This window comes from Micromonospora sp. 15K316 (genome assembly GCF_004348525.1).
Classification (GTDB): Bacteria; Actinomycetota; Actinomycetes; order Mycobacteriales; family Micromonosporaceae; genus Micromonospora.
Genome location: NZ_SMKG01000016.1, coordinates 1 through 17,650 on the forward strand (window position 1 = coordinate 1; position 17,650 = coordinate 17,650).

General features: G+C 69.3%; 19 protein-coding genes and 1 pseudogene. 11 read left to right on the forward strand and 9 right to left on the reverse strand.

The features are described from left to right. The 4 genes from E1211_RS06280 to E1211_RS06295 form a co-directional block, all read right to left on the reverse strand. On the reverse strand, positions 1-1,940 hold a 1,940-nt coding region (locus E1211_RS06280; protein WP_132346350.1), incomplete at its 3' end, for a TOMM precursor leader peptide-binding protein. Positions 1,941-2,065: 125 nt separating this feature from the next. Next, positions 2,066-3,814: an AfsR/SARP family transcriptional regulator gene (locus E1211_RS06285; RefSeq protein WP_132346352.1), complete on the reverse strand. Its 1,749-nt coding sequence runs from the start codon at positions 3,812-3,814 to the stop codon at positions 2,066-2,068. 424 nt (positions 3,815-4,238) lie between these two features. Beyond that, a complete protein-coding gene (locus E1211_RS06290; protein WP_132346353.1) occupies positions 4,239-4,421 on the reverse strand; it encodes a thiazolylpeptide-type bacteriocin in 183 nt (60 codons plus the stop codon). Positions 4,422-4,533: 112 nt separating this feature from the next. Further along, positions 4,534-5,841, reverse strand: a complete 1,308-nt coding sequence (locus tag E1211_RS06295) for an amidohydrolase (RefSeq protein ID WP_132346355.1) — start codon at positions 5,839-5,841, stop codon at positions 4,534-4,536. 213 nt (positions 5,842-6,054) lie between these two features. On the opposite strand from E1211_RS06295, the gene E1211_RS06300 reads away from it, so the two are divergent. From E1211_RS06300 to E1211_RS32355, 5 genes are all read left to right on the forward strand, one after another. Then, a complete protein-coding gene (locus E1211_RS06300; protein WP_132346357.1) occupies positions 6,055-7,095 on the forward strand; it encodes a LuxR C-terminal-related transcriptional regulator in 1,041 nt (346 codons plus the stop codon). Between the two features lie 454 nt (positions 7,096-7,549). Beyond that, positions 7,550-8,074, forward strand: coding sequence for a YfbM family protein (locus E1211_RS06305; protein WP_132346443.1), 525 nt, complete (start codon positions 7,550-7,552; stop codon positions 8,072-8,074). Positions 8,075-8,152: 78 nt separating this feature from the next. After that, positions 8,153-8,719 (forward strand): histidine phosphatase family protein, encoded by a 567-nt coding sequence (locus tag E1211_RS06310; protein ID WP_132346359.1) that lies wholly within the window; start codon positions 8,153-8,155, stop codon positions 8,717-8,719. 131 nt (positions 8,720-8,850) lie between these two features. Continuing rightward, entirely contained in the window at positions 8,851-9,003 is a 153-nt protein-coding gene (locus tag E1211_RS32350) for a hypothetical protein (RefSeq protein ID WP_165947187.1), read from the forward strand. A 52-nt stretch (positions 9,004-9,055) separates the two neighbouring features. Beyond that, the gene (locus E1211_RS32355) at positions 9,056-9,508 is read left to right on the forward strand and encodes a PH domain-containing protein (protein ID WP_165947188.1); all 453 of its coding nucleotides are present in this window, start codon (positions 9,056-9,058) and stop codon (positions 9,506-9,508) included. Between the two features lie 106 nt (positions 9,509-9,614). Here the strand turns inward: E1211_RS32355 and E1211_RS06320 are convergent, their stop codons facing one another. Together E1211_RS06320 and E1211_RS06325 are read right to left on the reverse strand one after the other, a co-directional pair. Further along, the gene (locus E1211_RS06320; protein WP_132346363.1) at positions 9,615-9,977 is read right to left on the reverse strand and encodes a nuclear transport factor 2 family protein; all 363 of its coding nucleotides are present in this window, start codon (positions 9,975-9,977) and stop codon (positions 9,615-9,617) included. Positions 9,978-10,051: 74 nt separating this feature from the next. Then, positions 10,052-10,672 (reverse strand): hypothetical protein, encoded by a 621-nt coding sequence (locus E1211_RS06325; protein WP_132346365.1) that lies wholly within the window; start codon positions 10,670-10,672, stop codon positions 10,052-10,054. Positions 10,673-10,784: 112 nt separating this feature from the next. On the opposite strand from E1211_RS06325, the gene E1211_RS06330 reads away from it, so the two are divergent. Together E1211_RS06330 and E1211_RS06335 are read left to right on the forward strand one after the other, a co-directional pair. Continuing rightward, positions 10,785-10,988, forward strand: a complete 204-nt coding sequence (locus tag E1211_RS06330; RefSeq protein ID WP_132346367.1) for a hypothetical protein — start codon at positions 10,785-10,787, stop codon at positions 10,986-10,988. Positions 10,989-11,111: 123 nt separating this feature from the next. Continuing rightward, a complete protein-coding gene (locus tag E1211_RS06335; protein ID WP_132346369.1) occupies positions 11,112-11,924 on the forward strand; it encodes an alpha/beta fold hydrolase in 813 nt (270 codons plus the stop codon). 119 nt (positions 11,925-12,043) lie between these two features. Here the strand turns inward: E1211_RS06335 and E1211_RS06340 are convergent, their stop codons facing one another. Then, on the reverse strand, positions 12,044-12,541 hold the full coding sequence (locus E1211_RS06340) for a DinB family protein (protein ID WP_132346371.1): 498 nt from the start codon (positions 12,539-12,541) through the stop codon (positions 12,044-12,046). Positions 12,542-12,652: 111 nt separating this feature from the next. Between E1211_RS06340 and E1211_RS33270 the strand changes: the two genes are divergently transcribed. The 3 genes and pseudogenes from E1211_RS33270 (at position 12,653) to E1211_RS06355 (ending at position 14,331) form a co-directional block, all read left to right on the forward strand. Further along, positions 12,653-13,207 (forward strand): DUF6086 family protein, encoded by a 555-nt coding sequence (locus E1211_RS33270; RefSeq protein WP_243709371.1) that lies wholly within the window; start codon positions 12,653-12,655, stop codon positions 13,205-13,207. Between the two features lie 238 nt (positions 13,208-13,445). Next, positions 13,446-13,844, forward strand: a pseudogene (locus E1211_RS06350) (TetR family transcriptional regulator); the annotation flags it as partial. 136 nt (positions 13,845-13,980) lie between these two features. Next, positions 13,981-14,331, forward strand: a complete 351-nt coding sequence (locus E1211_RS06355) for a DUF1801 domain-containing protein (RefSeq protein ID WP_243709381.1) — start codon at positions 13,981-13,983, stop codon at positions 14,329-14,331. A 119-nt stretch (positions 14,332-14,450) separates the two neighbouring features. On the opposite strand, the gene E1211_RS06360 is transcribed toward E1211_RS06355, so the two are convergent. Beyond that, positions 14,451-15,086 (reverse strand): response regulator transcription factor, encoded by a 636-nt coding sequence (locus E1211_RS06360; RefSeq protein WP_132346375.1) that lies wholly within the window; start codon positions 15,084-15,086, stop codon positions 14,451-14,453. Beyond that, positions 15,038-16,294, reverse strand: a complete 1,257-nt coding sequence (locus E1211_RS06365) for a sensor histidine kinase (RefSeq protein WP_243709372.1) — start codon at positions 16,292-16,294, stop codon at positions 15,038-15,040. Before E1211_RS06365 ends, E1211_RS06360 begins: the two co-directional genes overlap by 49 nt. Positions 16,295-16,453: 159 nt before the next feature. On the opposite strand from E1211_RS06365, the gene E1211_RS06370 reads away from it, so the two are divergent. Then, positions 16,454-17,521 carry an acyl-CoA desaturase gene (locus tag E1211_RS06370; RefSeq protein ID WP_132346377.1) on the forward strand — a complete coding sequence of 356 codons (1,068 nt, stop codon included), beginning with the start codon at positions 16,454-16,456 and terminating at the stop codon, positions 17,519-17,521. Positions 17,522-17,650 lie beyond the last annotated feature (129 nt).

Here is a 17,650-nt window from a genome sequence, read left to right on the forward strand (position 1 = left end):
CCGCCCAGCTGCACCCGCCCGAGCAGATCCCGCACCGCGTTCACCACCGCCGCGTCCCAGGTGAGTTCGCTGCCGACCGACCAGAGCACGCCACCGGTGCGCGGGTCGTTCGCGTAGGCGACGACCACCGGCGACGTGCCGAACCGCCCACCGCGCAGGTTCAGCACGGTGACGTCCACGCCGGCGTTGACGGCCGACCGGCTCAGGAACACGACCTCCCGGCTCCCCGCGCCGTCCAGCGACACCGGCGCCACCTCGGCGTGGCCACGGACCGCGTCCACGATCCGGGTGTAGGCGACGGCCGAGAGCAGGCCCCGCGCGGCGGCCTCGGCGGGCGACGTGCCCGCCCCGGCGCCCGCCGACGTGGCGATGACCGGACGCTCCGCGTTCTGCTCGCCGAACGGCCGGACGGCGGCGGCCGGCACCCCGATCTGCTCCTTCGTCAGCAGCGACGTCGCCGTCACGACCGGGCCGCCCGCTGCGGACGTGCCGCTGCAGGTGACGACGTCGGCGACGGAGACCGTCCGGGCCGGCGTGCCCGTCTCGGCGGGCAGCGGAACCGCGTGGTCCACGTACGTGGTCGCGGCCGTGCGCAGGGCGGCGAGCCGGGCGCCGGCCAGGGTGTGCAGGTCGAACGTCGCCACCTCCCGGGTACGCCCGGGACCGGTCGAGAACCTCAGCGTGCTCACCTTCAGCGGCGTCTGGGTCCACTGCTCGTCGGTGAACTCGGCGAAGACACCGGCGTTCGGCTGGATCAGCATCGCGCGACCGGTGAGCTCGGCCAGCAGCTCCGACGCCTCGACCTGCGCCTCGACGACCCGGGTCTGCGGGATGGCGAGATCCGTGGTGACCGGCTCCCCGACGGCCGTGTCGCCGCAGCAGAACCCGCAGGCCGGGTGCGGCAGCAGCGGCTCGCTGACCACGTCGAGCGACTCGAGGTCCTGAATGATCACGTTGCCGGTGGTCTCCGCCGACAGGGCGCCGGTGAGGACCCGGAACACCTCGTACCCGAGCAGGTTGCCGATCATCGCGGCGAGCGGACGGCCCACCGCCGCGCCCCGGCGGCTGGTCGGCAGGGACACGTCCTGCCACAGGTCGGCGGCGGCGGCCGGGTCACCGTTGGCGGCCAGGCGCAACGCGGCGCAGAGCCAGCAGCCGGTGCTGCCGGCCGTCATGTGCGGACCGATCACCGCGCGGTTGCCGAAGGTCCACGCGGTGAGCAGCTGACGCCCGGCCGGCACCCGCGCGCCGAGCAGGTCGAGCGTCTGCCGGGCGGCGGTGGACCCGCCGGTCACCACGACCACGTCGTAGCCCGCCAGGTCGTCCCAGGTGTAGCGGGCACCCGCGGGCGTCACGGTCTCGACGGTGACCGGACAACCCTCGTCGGTCAGCGCCGCGGCCTCGTCCAGCACCTCGGCGAGCCGGTTGCCCGGCTGGTCCAGGCCCGGCACGATGCCGATGCCGCCGGAGCCGTTGCGCACCAGGCTCAGCACGCACCAGCGCGCCATCAGGTCGTCGCCGAGGACCGCGACCCGGGCGTCGCGGAACGTCAGGAACCGGTCGTCCGCGCCGCCGGCGTAGTGGTCGACGTACGCGATCTGCGGCGCGAACCGCTCGGTGACCGCGGGCTGCCCGTTCTCGGGAGCGGGGGCGGCCGGCGGCACGTCACGGGCGAACCCACGCTCGTACAGCGTCCCGACCAGGTTGGCGACCATGGCCCGCTGCTGCGCGCCGAGCGCCGCGCCGAGCTCGGCGACCTGGTGGTCACCGGTCAGGTAGGGGACGATCAGGGTGGCCAGCCGGTACGCGGCGCGGCCGTTCAGGTGGAACCCGCCGAGGGAGTTGTGGAACAGCACCCCGTCCGGGGTCTGGGTGTAGAGCACGTCCCGGCGGATGCGGGGCCGGGTCTCGGCGATGTCTTCGAATTTCGCTGCGGCCATGACAGAGACTCCTCCGTGTCGATTCGGGGTGACAACGCGGCCGGCGCGGTGACGGCCGGGATGTGTGGCGGTCGACGCCGCGGATGGGCAGGGGCGGCGGCGCCCGGGAAAGGGGGGATCGGCGGTCACGCCGCCAGTCGGCTGGTCCGTTCGCCATAGCCGTCGGCGGCGAAGGCCCGGACCAGTTCGTGCATCGTGTAGGTGCCGGAGCCGCCCTCGAGGGCACCGGCGTCGGCCAGCAGTTCGAGGATCTGACCGGCGGCCGGAACGGGCCGGTCGAGCACCTCGGCGAGATGGGTGAGCGTCATGGGCTCCCGGCAGGAGCACCGGGCGATCCGGACCAGCGCGTCGCTGAGCCGCGCGTCGAGCTCGTCGAGCCAGGACCCGAAGATCCTGGTGATCGACATCCGGGGGTCGTCGGTGAGGGCCATCCGGGTGAACCGGTCGTCGCGCAGCCACTGCGCGCAGTCCGCGATCCGGGTCCGCGGGCGGACCTGCAACCGGGCCGCCATGATGCGCAGGGCCAGCGGGAAGTTCCCGCACAGGGCCGCGAGTTGACGGACCGCCGCCGGCTCGGCGGCCGTCCGCTCCGACCCCAGCAGGACCGAGAGGAACTCGACAGCCTCGTCGTCGGTGAACGGATCCAGCCGGTGCACCCGCCCGCCGTGCGTGGCCACCAACCCGGTGAGGCTCATCCGGCTGGTGATCAACACACTGTGCCCGGCGTCGGCCGGCAGCACCCCGCGGATCTGCTCGGCGTCGAGCACGTCGTCCAGGATCAGCAGGCCGGGACGTCCCGCCCCCGCCACCCGGATCCGCACCAGCTCGGCGGTCAGCTCGGCGGCGGTCCGCGCGGTGCCGTCGGGGCGGCGCATCCGCAGCGTCGCGAGTCCCCCGTCGAACCTTGTACGCATCCGGTCGGCCACGTGCAGCGCGAGCGCCGTCTTGCCGATGCCCGGCGCGCCGGTCAGCACGACCGTGCGCGGGCCCGGCCGTTCGTCGCCGAGCCATCCGGTCAGCAGCGCGACGTCCGACACCCGGCCGGTGAAGTCGCTCGCCGCGATCGGCGGCGTCTGCTCCGGCCGGACGACCCGACCTGTGGCGGTCGGGCCGCGGCCGTCGGTTCCGGCCGGCGCGAGCTCGTCGCCGCGCAGGATCGTCGCCTCCAGCCGTTGCAGCGCCGGCCCGGGGTCCAGTCCCAGCTCGTCGAGGAGGTACTGCTTGACGTTGCGGTACTCGACCAGCGCCTCGGTCTGCCGGCCGGTGCGGTACAACGCCTCGATGAGCTGCTCCGCGAAGCGCTCGTGCCCCGGGTACGACCGGGCGGTGCGCCACAGGTCGGGCAACACCTCCCGGCTACGGCCGAGCGCCATCTTCAGGTCGTGCACCCGCTCCGAGGCCCGTAGCCACTCCTCGGTCAGCCGTGGCACCTCGTCGCGGCGGAGCACGTCCGAGGGCACGTTGGCCAGGAGCGCGCCGCGCCACAGGCCCAGCGCCTCGGTCAGGCTGTGCAGCTCCGACTCGAGATCCGGCTCGGTCTCGGCGCTGCGGATCAGCCGGCGGAACCGCAGCAGGTCGAGCGTCTCGGCGTCGGCGATGATGCGGTAGCCACCCGGTACCGACTCGATCGCGTTGCCGGCGATGCCGTGCTTGGTGAACAGCCGCCGCAGGCGCAGGACGCAGGTCTGCAGCGCGGCCTTGGCCGCCGCCGGCTGCTGCTCGCCCCAGATCGCGCCGAGCAGCGAGGAGACCGACACGACCACGTTCGGACGCAGCAGCAGCGCGGCCAGCAGAATGGTCGGTTTGGACGGCTGCAACACGGCGGCGTCGCGCCCGTCGGTCAGATTGAGAGTGCCGAGGATTTGAAAGCCCATGCGTCGGGAATGGACGGGTCTTTCGGGTTGAATGCTCGCTAGTAGTGTCATCGCTCTGGTCCGTTCAACAGAGACACACCGTCACTCCCCCCGTTCGATACCGATGACTGTTGCGGGTCGGTTGATTCAGTGGCGCTTCCCTTTCCGGGGATCCGCGTTCCGTTCCGCGCTGCTGTCATCGAGTCTGTCGGTGGCTAATTGGCGGGTCAAGGAATGAACGGGCGGCAAGAACCTGCATGGCAGGTTTCCCGCGCCTGGCAGTTCCTGACGTCTCCGCAGGTCACGCTGCGGATTTCGCGATGAAGCGACCCTGCCGGCCGCTGGGGGCCGCCGGGGTCGCGGGCGGCGAAATGACGGCGACCTCCTCGAAGAATTCGAGGAGGTCGCATGCCTTGCTGCGTCACTGGCTATTTCGGGGAATGGATCAGGCGGAGCAGGAGGTGGTGCTGGTGGTGCTGGAGCAGGTGCTGGTGGAGCTCGAGCTGGTCGAGCCGGCGAGCAGGACGGCGCTGGCGTCCGAGTAGTCCGAGATCTCGAAGGTCTCCGACTCGAGTTCGAGGATCTCGTTCGCCAGGTCCGCCAGGTCGATCGTGTTGTCGATGTTCATGTCGTCTCCCGAATCTCTCGCCGTCGGCCCCGGCGGGGCCGCATCTGCTTGTGAAGTGAATTCAAACGGGGGTCACCGGCAGATGGGCGTGCGTTCCGCTGTCACACCGCTGTCATCGACCGTCACCGGTCAGATAGGCGAGGGCGGCGACGGTCATCGCCGAGATGCCGGCCGGCAGGGCCAGCCGCACGTGCGGGGCGAACGCCGGCGAGTGGTTGGCGGGCAGCGGCACGGTCGCGGCGGCGGTCCACTGGCGCGGACCGGCCGTGCCGAGCAGCCAGTAAACGGTCGGTATGCCCGGACCGCTCGCACCGTCCGCGTCACGACCGCCGACCCCCCCGTCCGGACCACCCTCACCCGCGTCGCCGAGGTGCGGGAAGTCCTCGGTGGCCATCGCGGGCGGCCAGGCGGCGATCCGCCCGGCACCGAAGTGCGCCTCGTGCGCCGCCCGGACCACCGCTGTCGCGACGGTGTCCGGCAGGTTCACCGGCGACGACGAGATGACCTGGATCTCCGGCTCCCGGTCCGCCCCGGACGCCGCGCACTCGGCCCGGACGATCCTGGTCACCGCGGCGGCCACCCTCTCCAGCACGGCGGCGGAGAACGCGCGCACGGTCAACCCGATGACCGCCTCATCGGGGATGACGTTGCTGGCCGCCCCCGCCCGCAGCGATCCGACGGTCAGCACGACCTGCTCGGCCGGGTCCACCTCCGCGGAAGCGATCTCCTGCAGGCGCAGCACCACCGACGCGGCGATGACCACCGGGTTGACGGCGAGGTGCGGAGTGGCCGCGTGACCACCACGACCATGGATCGTGATCTCCAGGGAGACGCTGCCGGCCATCACCGGGCCGGCGCCGTACGCGAGCATCCCGGCCGGGAACGGCGCCGTGTGCTGGGCGAGGACGACGTCCGGACGGCCGGTGAGGTCGTACAGGCCGGCCGCGAGCATGGCCCGCGCGCCCTGCAACGTCTCCTCGGCGGGCTGCCCGACGACGACCAGGGTCCCGCTCCACCGCGCGCGGCCGCCGGCCAGCAGGGTGGCGGCCCCGGCGAGGCAGGCCAGGTGCAGGTCGTGCCCGCAGGCGTGCATCACCGGGACCTCCCGGCCGTCCGGCCCGACCGCCACCGCGGCACTGGCGTACGCAAGCCCGGTCTCCTCCCTGACCGGCAGCCCGTCGAGCTCGGCCCGCAGCAGGACGATCGGACCGGGTCCGTTGCGCAGGACGCCGACGACGCCGTGACCGCCGACGCCGGTGGACACCTCGAAGCCGTCCCGGCGCAACCGCGCGGCGAACACCGCCGCCGTACGCTGTTCCGCGCCGGACAACTCGGGATGGGAGTGCAGATCGATGTAAAACATGGTCGCCTCGGGCAGGACCATGTCCACAGCAGACAATTCGTCGATTACGGATGGCATCGTGGATGTCGCCTTTCCGATAGATGAACCAGTTCACGGCCTATCTCGCTGCGGATGGGGGCGACCACGGTCCGTTCCGTACGGCTATGCTCACCCCTAACGTGAGTCACGTCATCGGGATGCACGGAATCACAGCACCTCCCAGGTCCTGCATCACGGCATGGCGGCCATACATAGTCGATTCGGTGCTGCTCGGGGTGGTGAGGTGACCCAGTGGGTACTGACGTGGACCGCCAGGAAGACCGACCGGAAGGGACAATTTCCGTAGAGGCGGCCAGTCTCTACCAATGGATTCTGCAGCGGGGACACGTGTCCAGCGAGGATATGGAGGACGCATCCATCGATCTCGGGCAATCCCCGACCGAGGTTTCCGAGGGCATGGACTCGCTGCTGGCCCTGCGATTGTTGCGCCACGCACCCGGAGCGCTCGACGTGCTCGTGCCGAGCAGCCCGGAGGCCGCGATCGCGGAGCTCATCGCCCCCCTGGAGAGCGAGGTACGCCAGCGCAAGCGCCGAATGGAGGCACTGGAAGCGACCCTGGCGACGTTCAATCCGATCTACTTCAACACCCGCCAGGCGCGTAACCGGCGGGAAGCCATCGACATCATCGACGAGGTGGACCGGGTCCGCACGTCGCTCGCCGGGATCGCCCGCCGATGCTCCGTCGAGGTGTTCAGCGCACACCCCGGGGTGCTCTCCGACCGCGCCATCGAGGAATCCCTGCCGGGAGACCTCGAGATGCTGGCGCGCGGCATTCGGGTGAGAACGATCTACCAACATCCGGTCCGTGTTCACCCGCGCATGCGCCCTTTCCTCAAAGAGCTCGCCGACGCGGGCTGCGACGTACGCACCCGCGAAGAAGTCATCGATCGCATCATCATTTTCGACCGCGAGATCGCGATCATTCCGAACATGCTCGCCCGCGGCGCCGTCGTGCTGCGCGAACCATCCGTGGTGGACTATCTGTATCGATCACTGGAACAGATCTGGGCCTCGGCGCTACCCCTCGACGACGACACCACGCCGAACAGTGGTTACGGAGTAGCCGGCGACGACCTCAAACGAGCCCTGCTGCGACTGCTGGCAGCCGGTCGCAAGGACGAGTTCATCGCCCGCAAGCTGAGCATCTCGGTACGCACCTGCCGAAGACACATCGCGGAAATCATGCAGGATCTGGGCGCTGAGAGCCGCTTCCAGGCCGGCGTACTGGCCGGCCAGCGCGGGCTGCTCGACGATCTCCCGGACGTCCCCTGACGAAGGACGAGTCATCAGTCCCAGGCTGTGGAGTTGCTGCCGTTTCCCCTTCGCATCCGGTTCCCCCGTCTCGACGGCGGCCGCTTCACCGGCCATACCGAAATCCTGCTGGCCGCGCCCGCCGGCGAACAGCCACAGGAAACTGCGTGGCAGGTTGTTCCGCAGCCGGCCGTTCCCTCGATCACCGCAGCCTTCGGCTCCGACCGACAGATCACCGTGTCACCGACCGGACGAGCAGAGATTCAGGGCTGCTGCTCATACTCCCCGTCGTCCCGACGGTCACCGACGACGAGCGCCAACGGGGGCGCCGCGACACAGCTGAACCGGAAGTCCGCGGCAGAGGGACTCCAGAGCGCCGCTGTTGTCGGCCAGCACGGCCCCCGCCGTCGCTCGGCAGCGCCAGCAGGGACACCCCGGGACCGTCGTAGCCAGCATTTAGGGTGACGCCGTGAGCATGAACGGCAACTGGCTGCGCGTGTCCCCGGACGAACTGGAACGCGCCACGGCAGACCTCGACTGGGCATACGAAACCGCCATGACGGCACGGGACGACAACTCCGAGCGCTGGAGCGCCACCGACAAGGCATGGAACGGACTCGACTTCCTGCTGCACCGACTCGGCTTCGACGTTCCGCTGGTGATGGGAGCCCAGAGCTTCGTGGAGCTGCCGGACGTCGAACCCGACAGCGAGGAGATGTTCGACTTCCTCGAGAACCTTGAGGACGACTGGGGCTACGGGCCGCCCTCCTACCTGACACCGGCACAAGTAGCGGCTGCCGCCTCACAACTCGCCGACCTCACCGAAGACGACCTCATCCGCGACGTCGACCCGCAGGAGTTGACCCGGGCCGAGATCTACCCCGGCACCTGGGACAAACCCGGCGAGCTGGCGTGGGTGGCCCACTACCTGCCCGGCGTCAGAAGCTTCTTCGCCGCAGCCGCCAAGGACGGCGACGCGGTGATCTGCTGGCTCGACTGAGCGACCACTCCGCCCGCCGAAAACCCCGAGTGGGTAGGAGCGCTCACGACTACCCCCGGGACCCGGAGGAAAACCACGATGGCTCGTACGCAGCTGTACCTCGTCCGCCACAGCGAGCAGGATCCGCGAAACGGCCCGGACGGAGGCCTGTCGCAACTCGGTCGCGGGCAGGCGGACCGGCTGGGTCGGCGGCTGCGCGCCGTGCCGTTCTCGGCAATCCACCACAGCCCGTTGACTCGGGCGGCCCAGACCGCCGCCATCATCGGCGGCCATCTCCCCCAGGTGCCGCAACACCCCTGCGATCGTGTAGCGGACCGCACGCCGATCCCCTCCGCTGCGCAGCGCGCTCAATACCCGGGCCGGTGGCATGCCTGGCTCGACGGCGTGCCCGATGACGAACGCGACGAAGACGCGAAGGCCCTGCAGGCTGCTGTCGCCCACTTCGGTGTCACCGGCGACAGCGACCGGCACGAACTGCTGATCACGCACAACTTCGTCATCGGGTGGTTCGTCCGCCAGACGCTTGACGCGCCGGTGTGGCGGTGGATCGGGCTCAACCAGGCCCACTGTGCGATCACCATCGTGCAGTGGGATTCCGATCGACCCCCGACCTTGATCAGCTTCAACGACACGGGGCACCTGTAGCGGTACGCCATCCGCTCTTGGCACGACGGCTGGCGTCAAATGCCCACGGCCGGTCATCGTGCCGCCGACCGGTGGCAGGCTTTGGCCAGCTCGGTGCTGTCGTCAGCCCGAACGCTGCCAGACGGTGCGGGATGGCTGCCAACCAGAGCGGCAGCGAAGCCGAGGACGGCATCATCCTCGAGCTGCTCTCACCGCCGGCCACGACCTCCAACGACGCCGAACCACGGCAGATCCATGTGTCGGATCTTGACGCCGCTCGATGGTCCGATGACGCGATGCCGTAGTCCAGCCGGACTACTCCGTTACCCACGCGGGCCATCCGTAGCATGGCCCGCCATGAGCCGCATCGTCATCAGGCCACGCGTCCAGATCCCGATCCTGGTCGTCATCTTCACTCTGTGGACCCTGCTGGGCGTTACGTACTTCACCTCCGGGGACGTAGTCGCCGACCGCGACTGGTTCCGCATCGTGCTGGGGTGCGCATCCGTCACGAGCGGCGTGGCCGGGATCTGGCGGGCTCTTCGACTCGGTGTGGTCATCGACGCGGGCGGTGTCCGCGTTCGCGGCTTCGACAGCCGTGACACGGTCACCCCGTGGAGCGCGATCCGGTCGGTCGACCGTGCGCAGATCGGCGTACGAGGGGGGTTGCCGCTCTACGCTCCGGTCCTGCGCCTCGGTGACGACGCCGACGCCATGCCCCTCCCCGCCCTCGGCTCCTACTCACGGCAGGACGCCGAACGCAAGGTCGAACAGCTGCGGAGCCTCAAGCGCGGCACCCCGAGTTCCTGATCGGGATACAGAGGTGGACGGCGGCAGCGGCAGTCGTGTGTATCTGGACCGCAGCACGTTTCTCGCTCGTCACGGCGTGATACCACCTCTCGGTCGGGTTCGGCTGTCAGGCTTCGGCGAGGGTGCTGAACTGAACGCCCGCGAGTCGCCAGCCTTCGGGTTGCTCGACCCAGGTCTGGCTGACGCGGACGGTCAAGGTCATCTCCTGGCCACGCCAGGCCGAGCGGCTGCGCTGGACGCACCGGACGATGGCCGCGTGGGCATAGGGGTTCACCTCGACGTCGCTGCTCTCCAGGCTGAGATAGGCGAAGTCGGCGAACTTCCCGATCCACTGTGCCTTGTCGAGCAGGTAGCCCTGATCGCCGATGGATCGAAAGTCGTCGGTGAGCAATCTCTGCAGCGTGGCGGCGTCGCCGTGGAGTTCGGCCTCGTCGAAGGCCTGCTGAAGTCGGAGGACATCGAAGATCACTCGCAGATTCTGACCGACCGCGATCGCCTACGGAAAACGGCATCGCGGAGCGGTTGCTGCTGCGGGTCAGCCGGTCAGGTGCGCGGTGGGATGGCCGATCGGTGGCCCCCGTGCGAGGCGACCAGGGCATCAGCCACGATCGCGGCGTCCGCCTCGGCGAGGTCGGCGGGATACTCCGGCAGGAGGTCGTCCCAGACGACCAGCCAGGATCCGTAGAACTGCGTCTGACCCTGCGGCCGGGCGAAGAACCAGACGTGCAGGTGAGCGGCGCCGTCGCCGAGGCGGTAGACGTGGGCTCGCGCGATGTGCGGCAGAGCCTGCACGTGGCGGACGATCCGAGTCGTCAGCAGTCCCAGCTCCGCGGCGAGATCGTCGGGGAGGTCCGCCATGTCATAGTGATCGCGCGGGTACAGCATCAACGCCAGCGGTACGCCCACTCCCGTGACACGGGCCAGCCGCCAGTGATCGTTGAACCAGATGCCCTCGTCGCGCTCCTGGCAGTTCCGGCACTCCGCCGGATCCTCGCCGTGCCGGGCCGGCTCGGGCAGCACCGGCGGGCGCAGCGGCGCGACGCGCAAGCCGTCCTGTTCGAACGGGCTGATGTCCCACCCCGTCATCCGCGCCAACGGGAGTCGCCGCTCGCTGTCCGCGGCGGCCACCGCATGGTCGTAGAACCGGTCCGGAGGCAGGGCCATGGCGCGAAGAACCGTACAGCCAAGATCCAATCGCTATTCATCGCTCGGGTAGATCAACGCATCTCTGACCTTGGCCGACCGGTCCCCGGCGACCTGCGATTACGGTCTGCGCATGCCGGATGAGATCGCGCTGCGGCTCGACCGCGCAACCGCCGAAGATCTGTACGCGGCGCTGTACGAGACCGGAGAGCACGTCGCGGCTGGCGCGGCCATCACTCCACCCACAGCCGGAGAGGCCGAGCGGCTGGGCCGATTCCTGCGGGACCTGGGCCACACGTTGGGCCGTCGTTGCTCTCCGTCCTGCGACCACCTCTAGTCGGACGGCGTCGCGTTGCTCAGCGGCCCATGGGTGCGGTTCGGCGTTGCCACACTGCACGAACGGCGACTATGTCTCTGCGCCGTACAGGGCGAGGCGTCGAGCGTCTAGCGGGGAGGCGATATGGATTTGGTGCTGCCCGACGGTCGAGTCCTGGGCTGGGCGGAGTACGGCGATCCGGCCGGGATGCCGGTCGTTTTCCTGCACGGCACGCCGGGCTCTCGGCTCAGCCGCCCGGAAGACTCGGCGCTGGCGGGCGTCCGCCTGATCACGATTGATCGGCCCGGGTACGGCCGGTCCACACCCGTCCGACAGCCGACGCTCCTCGGCGTCGCTGAGGACGTCGGCACGCTGATGAGCTCAATGCGGATCGAACGCTTCGGCCTGATCGGTTTCTCTGGCGGTGCGCCGTACGCCGTTGCCTGTGGGGCCCGGCTCCCGCATCGACTGACCGGGGTGGTCGCCGCGGCCTTCACCGGCCCCTATCGGGAACTGCGCACTGTCCGTGGCCGGCAGCGGTTTCAGGCGTGGGCCCTGCGGAACGTTCCGGGGCTCGGGCGCCGCTACGTGACCCGCACCGCCGCGTGGTACGCCGAGGATCCGCTCAAGCAGCACCGGCAACTGCTCGCCGGCGGCCAGGACCCCTGGATGCGGCCCTACGAGGAGTCCAACCGCGAAGGTGCCCGCCAAGGCGCGGCCGGGCTGGCCGGGGACTGGCTCGCCACCGACATCCACCCCTGGGGGTTCGGCCTGCGCGACGTGCCCTGCCGCGTACTCATCTGGGCCGGTCGGCACGACCCCGGCCGGGCCGTTCCCGACGCACCGTTGATCGCCGCGCGGATTCCCAGCGCCGAGATTCGCGTCAGCGAGGACGCAGCCCACACGCCGTCTCCAACCGACTGGCGAGCAATGCTGACGTGGGTAACGAGCCGCTGAGAACCTGCACTCCCCGAAGTAGCCGTGAAACCGGAGCGGGGTGAATCACTTCCGCTGTTCGGCGGAGCCCGAGAGGGAAGGGATGGGTGCCCTGAAGCGGCGAGAGGACGTACGCGGCGCTACTCGTTGATCAGCTGCTCTCGAAGAATGTCCGCGTGCCCGCAGTGTTGGGCGAGCTCGCGCAGCACGTGGAGATACACCCACCGCAGTGGAAGCGGCCCCCGCCGGTGCCCGTGCAGGATGTCGTCCAGAGCGAGGGATGCCGTCGCCCGGCGTGATGCTTCGCAGGCTTCACGGTGTGCGTGCTGGATGCTGGCGATGGTGTCGTCGTCATCGAGGATGAACGACTCTTCTGAATTCGCAGGGATGCCGATCTCCGCGCGCGACCGGCAGGTGACGGCTTCGTCGAACCAGACCTTTTCGACGAACGTCGCGTGCTTCACGAGGCCCAGCAACGTGGTCCGGGAGGCCACCAACGATCGTCGCGCCTGCTCCTCTGTCAGCCCGTCCAAACGATGATTGAGTGCGTTGCGGTGCTCGTCGAGGAACGCCTCGAACTGGGCACGGGCCGGCTGTGCGATGACCTCGTCGGCGAAGGTGGGCGGGTAGGAAGGCATGGGCGAAGCATTCCAGAACGGCAGCTGTAGCGGCGGCGGCGGTACCTGGCGTCATGCGCACACGGCGAAGCCGGGCGCCCTGGAGCGTCGTCGGCCTGGGATCATGTCGCGGTGAGTCAGTACTTCCAGGTCGGCGAGCTTGTGCTCTGGAACCCGTCCCACACGGTCGCGCAGCTGTTCGCTCGCATGACCGAGGCGATGGTGCCGGTTGCCGGGTGTCCGTCAGGTGTCGGACCGGACATCGGGCGGGACGAGTACGAGGTCGACCCGGATATCTTCGCGGCGTTCGTGGACGCGCTGACGATGCGATACCTGTCGACGAACCACCCCATCCTCACGGCGATGCTCGAGGGGTACCTACCGGCCGCGCTCGTAATGGTCCGGCGCAGCGGCCGCGACCTGCCGGCGCTTGAACGGCAGATCGCACGGGGCAGCCGTGATGTCTCACTCAACCGCGACGTGTTCGATCCGGACGGCGACCGGCAGCGCCTCCTGAACCTGGCGGAGCGCCACGCGCGCGATGCCCAGCTGAACCGCCGCCACCGCCGGGCGGCCCTCCTGACCCGGGAGTCGACCAACCTCGCGACGATCACTGCGCCTGGTCGAGCAACCTCTGAATCGTGTCACGCACTCGGCGATCCTTCTCAACCTTCGAATGGTTGTTGAGGATCTCGCGCAGGTGACAGCTCAGCTGCGTACCCTCCCGCGTGCTTGTCGCCATGAGGATGGCCGCGAGTGATCGGACGGTGGGCGCCTGGTCTGCGAGAGCTGCAGGCAGCAGATTGCGACCGTGCTCGCCCTGGGCGGACAGCGCGTGCAAGATGGTCTCTCTTACGGTCGCGTGCGGTTCGGTCATCAGAGCCTGCGCGAGCACACCGGGAAGCGATGCGCTTGGCCTCGGGTACGTGATGAATGTGTCGTCGCCGTCTACCGGCACCAGGTCGAGGCCTGCGCCGAAGCCGACCCGACGCTGCTGGCGGAGAGCAGCACACCGCACACCGCACTGGCGCGTTGGATCAACCTCTTCGTCGACTTCCTGGTCACCAAGCACGGCCTCGCCGAGGCGTTGCAGTCCGACGACGCCGCCTTCGAGAATCTGCACGCCTACTTCCTCGACCGCCTCGTCCCCGTGTGCGCCCAGCTCCTCGACGCGGCTGCCACAGCCGGCGAGATCGTCGCCGACCTGGATGCCTACGAACTGCTGCGTGGCGTCGGCAATCTCTGTATCGGCGCGGGCAACGACAGCCGCTACGACGCGCGTCGCCTGGTCGCACTGCTCATCGCGGGACTGCGGCTGCGCTAATCAGCGCTTGGATCCGCGTCGGCGACGTAGGCAGCGACTGATGTCAGTCATTGATGGCACACTGCCCCTTCAACTCGAAGGACATCACGAGGGAAAGTGACAGGTGCCAAGCATGTCTGGCGAAGTAGATGACTTCATGGCGACGCTCGCTCACCCCCTGAAGTCGGGTGTCGAGGAGCTCAGGTCGGCAATCTTGGCGTCGAACACCGAGATCTCGGAGCACGTGAAATGGAACGCTCCGAGTTTTCGATTCCGTGGGGACGACCGAGTGACCTTCCGGCTTCGACCCGGTGACCGTGTCCAACTCATCTTCCATCGAGGGGCGAAGGTCCGATCGGACGTTGCCGAGTTCACCTTCCAAGATCCCACTGGGCTGATGACCTGGCTGGCACCCGATCGCGGCGTCGTGACGTTCCCAGATCTGAAGGCCATGCAGTCTCAACAGGCTGCCGTGGTCTCCCTCGTGAACCAATGGGTCCGGGCATAGCGCCACGCCCACCCTGCCGGGTCAGGTCGAGACCCCGTCGGGGCACGCAACTCGCAGCCAGGCCTTTCACCCTCTGCAGTGGGTCAACTCCCCCTGGCGATCACCGTGAACGCACCCGTTCAGACGTTGAGGTATGCCAGAACGGCGAGGACGCGGCGGTTGTCATCGTCGGAGGGCGGCATGTCCAGCTTGGTGAGAATGTTGTTGATGTGCTTGCTCACGGCCTTGTCAGTGATGCGGAGCTTGGCCGCGATCGCGGCGTTGGAGCGACCTTCAGCCATCTCGCCGAGCACCTCACGCTCCCGCGCGGTGAGCACCGCCAGCGGCTCCCGGCGGGCGAGCAATTGCGAGATCACCTCGGGGTCCATCGCCGTGCCACCGCCGGCGACCCGGTGCACGGCGTCGACGAACTCGCCGACGTCGGACACACGATCCTTGAGGAGGTAGCCCACACCGCCGTCCGGGGTGCTGAGCAGTTCGCGGGCGTAGAGGGGCTCGACGTGCTGGGAAAGCATGAGGATCGGCAGGCCGGGCATCTGGGTCCGGGCCGCGATCGCGGCTTGCAGGCCCTCGTCGGTGAATGTCGGGGGGAGGCGGACGTCGATGACCGCCACCTGAGGCTTGTGTGTGATCAGGGCGGGCAGCAGGGCCGGGCCGTTGTCAATGGCCGCGACGACGTCGAAGTCGAAGGCCTGCAGGAGCCGGGTCAGCCCGTCACGGAGGAGGGCATGGTCCTCGGCGATGACAACGCGCACGGCAACTCCATGGTGATGACGGTGGGGCCCCCGGGCGGGCTCGACAGTGCGATCGTGCCATCGAATGCGGCGAGGCGGCGTTCGACACCGCGCAGACCGGTGCCGGCGGCGGGATCGGCGCCTCCCGTGCCGTCGTCGGCGACCACCATGCTCAACGCACCGTTCGAATGGCGCATGGACACCGCTCCGGTGCGGGCGCGGCTGTGCCGAATCATGTTGGCCAGCGCCTCGGCGACTGCGAAGTACGCCGCGGACTCGACGGGTGTGTCCGGCCGCCCCGGCAAGTCGATGTCAACCGTGATCGGCACCGGCAGGCTGAGCGCTAGCGCACGGACCGCGCCGCCGAGTCCCCGTTCGGCGAGCACCGGTGGGTGAATGCCACGGACGAGGTGCCTCAGCTCGTCCAGCGCCGCGACCCCGGACTCACGCGCCTCGGCGAGCAGCTTGTGGGCCTCGGCCGGGTTTCGGTCGATGAGTGTGTCGGCCAGGCCGATCACCATGCTCAGCGCGACCAGACGGGCCTGGACGCCGTCGTGCAGGTCGCGTTCGATGCGGCGCAACTCGGCCGCTTGCGCGTCCACCGTGTCGGCACGCGTGACCGTCAGCTGCGTGACGCGCAGCCGGAGTTCGGCGGCCCGGGTGGGGGCGAGGAAGAGCCGGGCGAAGTGGGCGTCGACGCGACGCAGCCACGGCGCCGCCCACAGGCCGGCGGCAAGGATGACGGCGCCTTGCGGTAGGCAGAGCAAGCCGGCGCTGACCGTGTCGATGGACCAGATGGCACCATAGCCGTACCACCCGGCGCCGTGCCAGATCCACAACGGGGTCAGCGTCAGACCCACGAGCCCGTACAACGGCACGACCACACCGATCGTCCCGAGGGTGAACCCGACGATCGCGCCCGGCGCAAGCCAGGCAAGGTCGCGCCAGGTGGCCGGGTCCGTCACCGTCCACCGGAAGCGGCGCCAGCCACCGGCCATGGCACGTTCCGGGGGCGGAAGGTACGGACGGGTCACCAGGACACCGGCCCGCGAGGCACGTCTGCGCTCGAGATCGGCGCGCATCCGGACCAGCGTCATCGTCCACGGCACCAGCGCAAGGCCGAGGAACGGCACCGGGGCCAGGGCCAACGCGACAAGCGACACGGCGAGCAGCGGCAGGTTGGTGAGCGCCAAGCCGATCGCGGCCAGGCCGCCCAGCCCCGAGCGCACACCGCGCCGGGCCCATCGGCCCGTCCGTTCACCAGCCCCAGCCATGTTCACCCGTCATATTGTGCCCGTCAGCGCGGGGTTCGATGGTGGTGCCAGCACCACCTCGCCGGAGGGCGTAGCGCTCCTGACGATTGAGCCGTCAGGCGGTTTGATCGAGCCATGACGATCACCATGGCGCCGTCGCGGACAACGACCGGCAGTGACTTCGCCGTCCTGTCCCGCCAGATCAGCGGCGCGGGGCTGATGCAGCGCCGGCCCGCCTACTACATCGCCCGGCTGAGCGTGGTCACGCTCATGTTGCTCGGCGGCTGGACCGCATTCGTCGTCATCGGCTCGTCCTGGTGGCAGCTGGTGACCGCCGCGTTCCTCGCCGTAACATTCACCCAGGTCGCGCTCGTGGCGCACGACCTGGCACACCGCCAGGTGTTCCGCACCAAACGTCCCAGCGAAATCGCCGGACGGCTCGCCGGGAACCTCGGTGTCGGAATGAGCTACGGCTGGTGGATGGACAAGCACACCCGTCACCACAACAATCCCAACCACGACGACCTCGACCCTGACGTCGCGCCCGAAGTGCTCATCTGGGCCACCGAGTCGGCCATCGGCCGGCGCGGGCTGAAGGGCTTCATCACCCGGCATCAGGCCGCGCTGTTCTTCCCGCTGCTCACCCTCCTCGCCATCGACCTGAAGGTGTCGAGCATCAAGTCCTTGCGCAACGGCACGGTGAAGCGCCGCCGACTGGAGAGCATCCTGCTGATCCTGCACGCCGTCGGCTACCTCTCGGCACTGCTGATCGTGCTCTCGCCACTTCAGGCCATCGCGTTCCTGGTCGTTCACCAGGCGCTGTTCGGCGTCTACCTCGGCATGACATTCGCACCCAATCACAAGGGCATGCCGCATCCGACCGGCGACGAGGACTACCTGCGCAAGCAGGTGCTGACCTCCCGCAACGTCCGCGGCGGCTGGCTGACCGACGCGGCGCTGGGCGGTCTGAACTACCAGATCGAGCATCACCTGTTCCCCGGCATGCCGACCCCCAACCTGCGCAAGGCCCAGCCGATCGTGCAGGCATACTGCGCGGAGCTCGGCGTCGCCTACGAACAAACCAGCCTCGTCACCTCCTACCGCCAAGCCCTGCAGTATCTGCACCAGGTAGGCGCACCGGCCCGCGCCGAACACGCCGCACGCCGGCGGCGGGAGCGCAGGTCGATGCCGTCGGTCAAGTAAGGAGACCGCCCGGCAGACGGTTTTCGGTCGGGGCGGGAAAGTCCGGGCCGATCATTTTCGGCGCCTTCGCCGAACGTTCGAGTCGGCGGCCAGGAGCGGCGCGCCGGCAACCGGACTCAGCCCGACCGC

Bases quoted from the DNA above. Each gene is read 5' to 3' on its own strand.
- E1211_RS06330 (WP_132346367.1), top strand. From the start codon at position 10,785: ATGCCGGATGAGATCGCGCTGCGGCTCGACCGCGCAACCGCCGAAGAT.
- E1211_RS06335 (WP_132346369.1), top strand. From the start codon at position 11,112: ATGGATTTGGTGCTGCCCGACGGTCGAGTCCTGGGCTGGGCGGAGTAC.
- E1211_RS06340 (WP_132346371.1), bottom strand. From the start codon at position 12,541: ATGCCTTCCTACCCGCCCACCTTCGCCGACGAGGTCATCGCACAGCCG.
- E1211_RS32355 (WP_165947188.1), top strand. From the start codon at position 9,056: ATGAGCCGCATCGTCATCAGGCCACGCGTCCAGATCCCGATCCTGGTC.
- E1211_RS06285 (WP_132346352.1), bottom strand. From the start codon at position 3,814: ATGGGCTTTCAAATCCTCGGCACTCTCAATCTGACCGACGGGCGCGAC.
- E1211_RS06370 (WP_132346377.1), top strand. From the start codon at position 16,454: ATGACGATCACCATGGCGCCGTCGCGGACAACGACCGGCAGTGACTTC.
- E1211_RS06310 (WP_132346359.1), top strand. From the start codon at position 8,153: ATGGCTCGTACGCAGCTGTACCTCGTCCGCCACAGCGAGCAGGATCCG.
- E1211_RS06290 (WP_132346353.1), bottom strand. From the start codon at position 4,421: ATGAACATCGACAACACGATCGACCTGGCGGACCTGGCGAACGAGATC.
- E1211_RS06295 (WP_132346355.1), bottom strand. From the start codon at position 5,841: ATGCCATCCGTAATCGACGAATTGTCTGCTGTGGACATGGTCCTGCCC.
- E1211_RS32350 (WP_165947187.1), top strand. From the start codon at position 8,851: ATGGCTGCCAACCAGAGCGGCAGCGAAGCCGAGGACGGCATCATCCTC.
- E1211_RS06305 (WP_132346443.1), top strand. From the start codon at position 7,550: ATGAACGGCAACTGGCTGCGCGTGTCCCCGGACGAACTGGAACGCGCC.
- E1211_RS06325 (WP_132346365.1), bottom strand. From the start codon at position 10,672: ATGGCCCTGCCTCCGGACCGGTTCTACGACCATGCGGTGGCCGCCGCG.
- E1211_RS06355 (WP_243709381.1), top strand. From the start codon at position 13,981: ATGGCGACGCTCGCTCACCCCCTGAAGTCGGGTGTCGAGGAGCTCAGG.